The organism is Microcoleus sp. Pol12A5 (assembly GCF_036701435.1).
Taxonomy (GTDB): Bacteria; Cyanobacteriota; Cyanobacteriia; order Cyanobacteriales; family Microcoleaceae; genus Microcoleus.
Genome location: NZ_JAUBQU010000179.1, coordinates 1 through 8,504, shown reverse-complemented (window position 1 = coordinate 8,504; position 8,504 = coordinate 1). Strand labels below are relative to the sequence as shown.

General features: G+C 49.8%; 5 protein-coding genes. 1 reads left to right on the top strand and 4 read right to left on the bottom strand.

All coding sequences use genetic code 11. From position 1 onward, the window contains the following. A partial coding sequence (locus QUA45_RS26600; RefSeq protein WP_333222795.1) for a cobalt-precorrin-6A reductase occupies positions 1–738 on the top strand: 738 nt, incomplete at its 5' end. A gap of 291 nt (positions 739–1,029) precedes the next feature. On the opposite strand, the gene QUA45_RS26595 is transcribed toward QUA45_RS26600, so the two are convergent. From QUA45_RS26595 to hpsA, 4 genes are all read right to left on the bottom strand, one after another. Then, positions 1,030–1,653: a prepilin-type N-terminal cleavage/methylation domain-containing protein gene (locus QUA45_RS26595; RefSeq protein ID WP_333222793.1), complete on the bottom strand. Its 624-nt coding sequence runs from the start codon at positions 1,651–1,653 to the stop codon at positions 1,030–1,032. Between the two features lie 58 nt (positions 1,654–1,711). Beyond that, entirely contained in the window at positions 1,712–2,803 is a 1,092-nt protein-coding gene (gene hpsC / locus QUA45_RS26590) for a hormogonium polysaccharide secretion pseudopilin HpsC (protein ID WP_333222791.1), read from the bottom strand. A 64-nt stretch (positions 2,804–2,867) separates the two neighbouring features. Then, on the bottom strand, positions 2,868–3,458 hold the full coding sequence (locus QUA45_RS26585) for a prepilin-type N-terminal cleavage/methylation domain-containing protein (protein ID WP_333222788.1): 591 nt from the start codon (positions 3,456–3,458) through the stop codon (positions 2,868–2,870). A gap of 33 nt (positions 3,459–3,491) precedes the next feature. Next, a partial coding sequence (gene hpsA / locus QUA45_RS26580; protein WP_333222786.1) for a hormogonium polysaccharide biosynthesis protein HpsA occupies positions 3,492–8,504 on the bottom strand: 5,013 nt, incomplete at its 5' end.

The following is an 8,504-nucleotide window of genomic DNA, read 5'->3' as shown; positions in this document are numbered from 1 at the left end:
TTGGGCGGGACGGGGGATGCTGCTGAACTGGCGGCAAGAGCGTCTCAAATTGCTGAAATTGAGGTGGTATCTTCGCTGGCAGGACGCACTCAACAGCCTTTTACCCCAAAAACGGGTACGGTGCGGATTGGAGGGTTTGGTGGGGCGACTGGGCTGGCGGCCTTTTTGCTCGATAGCCCGATCGACTTGTTGATTGATGCTACTCATCCGTTTGCGGCTCAGATTTCTGCTAATGCTGCTGTTGCTGCTGCTGAGTGTAATGTGCCGTATTTGATGCTGGTGCGTCCTGGTTGGGAGAGGGTGGAGGGCGATCGCTGGATTGAGGTTGCGGGCCACTCGGAGGCTGCAAGGGCTTTATTAGGGCAGTCTCAGCGGGTGTTTCTGACTATTGGCAGGCAGGAATTGGCTGCTTTTGCTGGTTTGGATGCTATTTGGTTTTTGATGCGGGCGATCGATCCTCCGGCACTCAATTCTCCTATTCCTAATGGTAAATTGTTGTTAGCAAGGGGGCCTTTTTCATTGGAAGATGAGCGTCAATTATTATTAGAATATCAGATTGATACGATTGTTAGTAAAAACAGCGGGGGCGGTGCTACTTATGCGAAAATTGTGGCGGCTAGGGAACTGGGAATTCCGGTGGTGATGGTGCAGCGGCCGCCGATTGCCGATGTTGAAAAGGTTGCTGATGTGGAAGGGGCGATCGCTTGGTTAGTTAAGCAGTTATCAGGACTTTGGTAACTTGGTGTTCTATTAGCGGAACCATGATTTCTAATGTTATTTTGCTGTATGAAAGTCTGGATGCGCGACTTTCTCCTAATTCTGTTAGTAGGTTTCAAACATTTGCCAGGTTATGTCTTTTAGTAATAGTTGGTTTCCTGGCTGGATGATTATTTGTTTTGGTTTTAGCTGCATATTTTGACGGTTTTAATGGGATTTGAAATATAAAATAATTTAAGTTAATATTTTTTAGCAATTCAGAACTTATGCGGAATTGCTGTTAGAGATTAAGATTAAATTTATTTAAAGCTCTTAGGGACACCCAGTTACTGGATCGTTTCCTTCAGCAGTTCTCATTCCTCCTATGATAGTTTCCACGATCGCACACTGCTTAGCAGCACCGTTAACAGTAGAAACTGATACCACAAATCGCCCCGGAATTGCAGGATTTGTACTTGGTAATTTTTTTACATTGCCCTGATAGTCAAAAATGATCGAGTTGAGAGGAAGATCAGCATCAACAACAGAACCAGTTGCATTCGTTAAAAGTGTAATAGTGCCGGGTTTAATTTCGCCTCCAGCATTTAACGTCTGTGTACTACCACCCGTAGCTAATGGTGGGATAAACGTAACTGTTGGGGGGTCTGTAGGATTAAATGTAACTGTGACACTGCTCTTAGTTCGCTTTGCTTCACTTTGTGCAAGTCGTAATGATTGGAAAACTCGATCATTCACAGTGCGAACTCTTTGTTTGTTGATGAATCCCAGCCAACTCGGAGCGGCGATCGAGCTGAATATACCTATGATTAACGCTATCACCAGCACTTCTAGAAGGGTGAATCCTCCATCGCCCTTTCTGGAGGCAGGATTTTTGTAATTGGGGTTTGCTTTTGTTGCAGAACTCTGCAAAACTTTTAATAATATTGGGGTTTTCATTTTACTCTCCTGTTTTATCTGCTAGTGGCGCAATTCGGAAATCCGTTTCAGAAATCACTTACTGTCCGCGCGCACCTCGACCTTGTACTTGAACGCTTGCTGTTGGGAAAAACGCCGAACTGTTGGGGTTATAATTAGCATCGGCTTGAAGGCGACGGAGGCTATTTCCTCTGATAGTGACTCGGGCTAAATTTCTAGCAGTATCAACACAAGCGTAGAAGCTATTTGTAGGTGTTGGAGATGATGAATCTGTTATTTTGAGAGTTGTTTCTGGGATTGTAATTCCAGTTTGGGTAGTGGGAGTCCCCAGAGCGGTCGTACACTCATTGCCTGTGACTGCCGGCCCTGGGCTGTTGTGGTCGATGTAATTGACCAGTACCTCGCTTCTTACATCCGGGTTCGCGAAACTAGCTGCTCCATTCGTCACATTTTCAGTGGGCTTGCTGATATCAAAACCTGGCAGAGTGGAAGAACCTATGTAAAAGGCCGAACTGCGCTTTTGCCCCTCACTTACATCAGTAAAATAGCGTTGTGATGGATCTGGATTTGTCGAGTTAGGATCTCGCAATCCGTCTTGAATTTGATAACGAACAATACGGGTAGGACACGTACCTCCTGAAGGCTGACACCAAATAGAGTTAGAATTAGTCTCTTTAATTTGGTAGTACGCAACTAATGATAGGACATAGGTATCGTTGCACGCATTTGTGTTGCAATCATTTGGTTGAATGCCCGCAGTAAGAGGAAGAGAATTCTTGAGAAGCTGTCGCTTCCAAAATACAAGAATAGGGGTTTGATTTGGGTCTGTAGTGGGGATGAAATTCCGTATTGCAGGGATGCCTGTAGGGGTAGTGGTGGGAGTGCTAGTAGTAGCAGGGTTATTATCGTAAATATAAATAGCTTGGCTTAAATCTTGGGCGATGAAATCAACGGCAGCCTGAAGGTCTTGCTCGGTATTGGACTTGACTTGTTCCCTCCTGTCGGTATTCAGCATATCGACTACAAAACCGAGCATCGGCGTAATGATTAAAAATGCCATAATTGCTCCGACTAATAGCTCGACCAGAGTCATGCCCTTTTCTGTTTGATCGGGCCCAGAGCGGTTTCGCTGGTGCTGAGTTTTTAGAAGCAACCTGAGTAAAGTTTTCATTTTGACTGTTTCCTTTGTCAAATGGGAGGAACCGATTTTAATTTAACAACGGGGACTTTGATTATTACTGACAGCCACCGAGTCGAGTACAGAGCGATCGATAGGCGGAACTACCTCCTTGTGTCGTAGGTGGGATTTCTGTTTGCATTACCACTAAAGGCGCTTTAGGGTCGCCGAGACCGGAATTAGCAACTGATTGTTGTCCGGTTGTCAAAGACCCGAAGGGGGCATCGGCTCGGTAAACGCGGACTTTTAAAGAATAGCCTGTCTCTGTCGGCTTGTTCCCAGAAGAACGAATCCCCTGAACGTAAAAGTCTTTTTTGCTAATACCACAGGCGTCGCTCGTTTGCTCTGACTTAAAACAGTACAAATTATTATTGTTTGCGGGAGCGAGCGGAACCTCTAAAGGGTCAGTATATGTCTGATTTGGACTCTGACTCGCCCCCGTCCTGAGAGCGTCTATGTAAGTTCTCGCCGCCTGCGTGGCCAGTTCTATCCGCCGCGCTTGTACGCGAGTCGCTACTGAGAAAGCCATCACAGGGGCGATCGCAATCATCAGCACAGAAACCACGATCATCGCTACCAAAGACTCGATAATCGTGTAGCCGCCGTCTCGCGACTGAGGTAAATTTTGCTGTTGTCTGTGCTTGCTCATAAATTAGAACTCCAGTAATTGCGCGACACAAAGTTATTGATAGGGGAATTGCTGGCAATTTTCATTGGCGCTAAGGGAAGTAGCGGGCGTATTGTCCGATGCCTTGACTCCGCATATCAAAGTTTTTACCCACTTGTCATTCCGAGGTACTTCTCGGAAAAACTCGGCCGGTTGATTCCTTGAGGGAGCAGTAGTCAACTTTTGAGTGAACAAGTCCGGCGGCTGAGATAGCAGACCCACGTCATAACCCCAGTTCCTGGTTGGCGGGCTGAAGTATGGAATCCGACCTGCGCCCGTCGCAATGTTGTATGTAGTTGGAATAGCAGTCAGCGGGAGTGAAGGATTCAATTGAGAGAACACGGTTACTAACCCTCCAGTCGGAGTTGGTTGATACGGTGCGGTGCTAAAGGCGCTGCGAGCCAACTGAATAAAACTGCCTCGAATATTAGTGGTAACTGCCCCATTCTCCCCCCAGCTTTCCAAGAATCGGGGCAAGTTTTGCAAACCGCCATTAAAGTCGCTGGTTGTAGGGGTAAGGGTTCTCGACGGAGTATCGTTAGCTCCGATGATGAGATTGAAAGTTGTCTGTACAGCTTGCGGTATCCACCCTGTTTGTAGGGCAGAAAGGGTACCTGTTGCATCGCCCGACGTTGCTGTACTGACATTTTGGAGTTGTAAGACTGGGAGCAAGAGCGGCTGGGTGCCGTTATATGTCGCCCCCGCTGAATAGGGAGGAGTTAGTGCGGTTGGTGTTAATGCTGCTGCTGCTAAAGTTGGTAGCCTTGTATTGCTGCCGTCTCTAGTGTCGGCGGTGATAGTGTTGGTGTTGACCTGATACGGTATGGTGCTGCCATTGTAAGTCACAGTGGGCCTAGCTCCCGTGGCAAACCACAGAGAATTTCTGCCAGAAGTAGGGGCAGGAGGAGTAGAAGCAGCAGCAATAGTAGTGCCTCCAGTAATGCCAAAAGGCTGTGGTGGAGTCGTTGGCGTTAGAGGATTTGGCAACAACACACTTGTTGAAGAATCTCTGTTAAAAGCCACGCGACGAGGGAATCGCTGTAATGCGGCTATTGGCGGATCGACTGTCGAGCCAGCTTGAAAAGTGCTTGCGAGACTAAGAGCCGGAGTAGTGTAGTTAGGCGTGGTGTAAGCGAAAGTGGAACCAGCAGCAACAGCAGCAGCAGCAGCAGCAGATGCCGTCTGAGGCGTTGGTGCTAGCGGATTGACAAACCAATCGGCATCCCCACACTCAGAAAGTGGCAGTTTTGTGCAAACTTCCATCAGATACTCTGGGAAAGGCCCGCGTCGCTGCACTGGGGTGACAAAGTTGTTGAAGTAAGAACTCCATTTGATCGTCCCTGGCGTGGGAGGCGCCGGATTCACGTAGCTAGCGTCTCTTAGCGTACCTGTCGCATTTAAGGTATTTACCAAATTGCCGTTAGGTAAAAAAGCCCCACTGGAAAGTCCGTTAGTAACAAAGTTGTTGTTGAAAAATCCTCTTTGTCGGCGGCGGAGTACGGCATCAGCACCCGCATTGTTTCTCAGGTCAAAGTCTCCCTCATTGCGGAACCCAAAACGGTAATTTTGCGATAGGAGGGTGACAGCATCTGCCAGCACTGTTGCCGGTCTCCAGTAGTCGCCCGTACAGCTCGGCAGCCTGGGGTCGCCCGCGCGACAGGCAAAGCTGGGGCTTAGGTTGTTGCGGTTGTAAAAATTTCCCCAACTTAGGTTCACAGGATCTGTAAACTCTTCGACTGGCGTAAAAGTCGGTGTCGCAGGTGGAGTGGCAGGTGCATTTTGCCCGTGGGGGTTAAATTGTCCTTTGATGTACACCGGCAAGTTAGATACCAAGGTCAGCCCTTTTTCTCTGACTACATCTGCTACGCTAGTGACCCCTGCGGGAGTATTGCCGGTGCCGCGAAATAGGAATTGACCGTTAACCAGCATAATGCCGTTTGGCTTGCGAGTGGGGTCGAGCCTGGAGTCTGCGGGGCTGAGTGTTTTGCTTTGTTGCGGGTCGGCATTTCGACTGCTGCGATCGGGCAGCGCATCGTCCCGGCTGGCATATACAATCCCGCTGTTGGGCAACAGCCAGTCGCCAGCACCAAATGGTTGCCCGCGCAGCAAGCCGATATCTAACTGGGTGACGCGAATTTCTAGAGGTTGTCTTTCTTCTAGAGGCTGATTGTAATTGCCTGTTAATACTGCTGCTGGGGGGACTGGTGCTTGGGGGTCGGCAGGCCGAGGACTGCTGAGCGTAAAAGCTTCGTTAACGGCGGTTCTGTCGTCGTCCCGATCGACCGCTTTGATTTCTCTGCCGTTTAAAAACGCTACTTCTTGAATTGCTCCGTAAGGAATCTGTGCGTTGCTGGGAGTAAACGCAGGGTTGCTGAGAATTTCGATCGCGCAATTAGTCGAGTCTATCGCAGCTCTTTGTGCTAGGGTACGATTTGTTTCGGCCACTTGCAGCGCCGTTCTCAACGGCCCGTTGGCAAACCTACCGTCTGGGAAGACTATGTTGGCTTGTGCCTCCAATACTGCGTCGCCACTACCAGTCAGCAAGCCGTCACCGTCCGCATCAGAAGCAGCGTTTTGTGGTCTGGGTCTGGTCGGGGCGGGATAGGCGATACCGTTGTTGGAGCCGATGAATGCCTGCCGCGCTCCGATCGCAGGATCTCCGCTCACATCGAAGTTAGCACCGGCAAGTGCTGGGGTATTAATATTTCTGGCCGTGGAAGCGTTGCTGGGGTCGTAATAGCTGCTGACGCAGGCAAATGGGGTTTGGTCTGGAGTGGGAAGTGTCGGATCGTTAAAGCCGTTGGTGTAGTAATACACTGCCGATGCCCGCATCCGCAAATCGCCTTTGGCAAACTTGCGAGCGGTGGCGGGGTTTTCAGTAATTCCGGGAAGTAGAGTTGCAGAGACCTCTGCTGGTGATGCTGCTGCGGTGAGATTTGCGCTGATATCGGTAGGACCAGACCAAGCTGCCAGCCAGGGAGTCCAGCCACCGGGGCTAGGACCGGTTGTAGTATTGTTATATACCTGAGAACCAGGTCCCAGGGGTGACATCGGCATGGTGTCCGGCCAGACTACCGGGTACAACTCGTTCGCGGGAGTTGCTGGATCGTCGTAAGTATTGGCCGCAAGGGGAGGGGGGGCAGGAACGACAGATGCAGGACCTTGATTTTGACCGTCAAAATCTGTCCACCTGGGTGGCGGTAGGAAGGAGTTAGTGCGATCGTAAACGCCAGCACTGGTAATGACCCGGAGACCGCCAATGCCGTCGAGGGGATTTACCGGTATTTGAGCTGCTGCTCTTTCCCAGAAACCGTCTCTGAAAGGCTTTGCGGGATCAGGGGTTTCGCCTAAACCGTTGCCGCGGTCTGTTGCTCCTACGTCGGCGAGCCTGGTGACTTGGGACGTGCGCTGCCGCGTTCCACTGCCCACATTTTGTGGCACTTTACCTAAAAACTTTTGCTCGGGCTCGTTCCACCGCTGTGCTGGCAAGTTATTGCCTACCACTACGCGATCGCCCAACTTTCCTTCGTTGTCATTAGGTTTTACTGCCGAACCATCCGCGTTTGTTGTTTCTAGCTGAGCTAGACGGAGGGTGAGTCCTGTCGGACCGGAGTCACTGCCTTGATCGTTATTAGAGTTTCCTGTAGGAAAGCTCCAATCATCTTTCGGTCTTAAAGTCTCGCCGCTTCCTTCAATGTAAGACCCTCCAGCCGTGACTCCTGCATCACTTCCGAGCGGTGCTTCTAAAAAAGGAACTTTCCGCAGCCGTTCTTTAAAATAAGATTGCAGCGCATCCTCCAACTTTTGAGGCGGATTTGGGCTGCCTGCAGGGGGATTCACCGCTTGTCGAACTGACAGGGGAGTTGCAAGACCTAGACCTGTTGGATCAACTGCGATTTGAGCCGTCACCAGTGCATTTAACCGCCGTGAGTAAGCGTCGCTGTTGTAAAGTACATCAAGGCTGCTATTTCCACCAACGGATTGATTGGCGCTGTCAATTGCTGGTGAGGCTGCATTTGGCTGGTCTGAACTTGTTTTGGTTTTGAAAAGATGTACTTCTACGGGATTTGCCGCCGTGTTATTTGTTGCCGTCCCGTTGAGCACGTTGCCGCCGACAGCAATTCTGCTATTTTCTTGATCGTAAAAACAAGAGCGCTTGCTGCTAACTTCAAATAATTTGATGCTTCTGGAAGCGTTCAATCCCGATACCAATAAGTTGCTATTTGTAAATATCCGCCCGTTTAGGTTTAGCGGTGGTCCCGGAGATATATCTAAGTCGTCTTCATATACAACCGCATTATTGCTGAGGGGAATGCGAATTTGGTCTTGCTGATATTCTAGTGCAGATATGCTGGGAGTTCCCGTGAAGGCTACCGCAGGACCCAAGCCAGCAGCAGTTACGAGGTTAGCTTCTGCGGCTGTCATTGGGACGTTTACCGTATAAACAAAGAAACTTTTTTTAAGTTTGCCGTCCAGTTTATACCAGCCGGAATCTCCCACCAAGCTAGCAACGGTATTGCCTGCATCCTCAGTCGAGCACGCGGGGTCTAAGGATCCCAAAGACATCGGCGGCGTTCTGGCATCCAGTGGCTGTCTCGCCCTTGAGAAATTGCCATCAGTATTGCGCGCAGGAGTTCTAAAAAATATTCCATACAGCGTAAAAGTGTCAAAATTGCCGTCGTTATTCGTATCGACGGGATATCTCCAAGCTGTATTTATCGCTTCATTTTCACTGCCTACTTCCCCCAGCGGGCCTTGAGGATTCACGTTAACCGGAGTAGTAGCGCCGTTAACAGGATATTTAAGTATTAAACGCTCTTCGTCGCCAAACTTATACAAATCCTGCCCTGAAGCCGGAACAGACGACATGATCCGGTACATTTCGGCATCGGATGGAGTTGCCGTCGGTCTTTGCGGGTCTTCCTGCAGCATAAATTGAATTTTCGCTTTCGCCCGATCGAGCGCGGGAGTGGCGGCCGCCAGCACCTGCTGGTTCACGCGCACGTTACGCGCCGTATTAGCCCGATC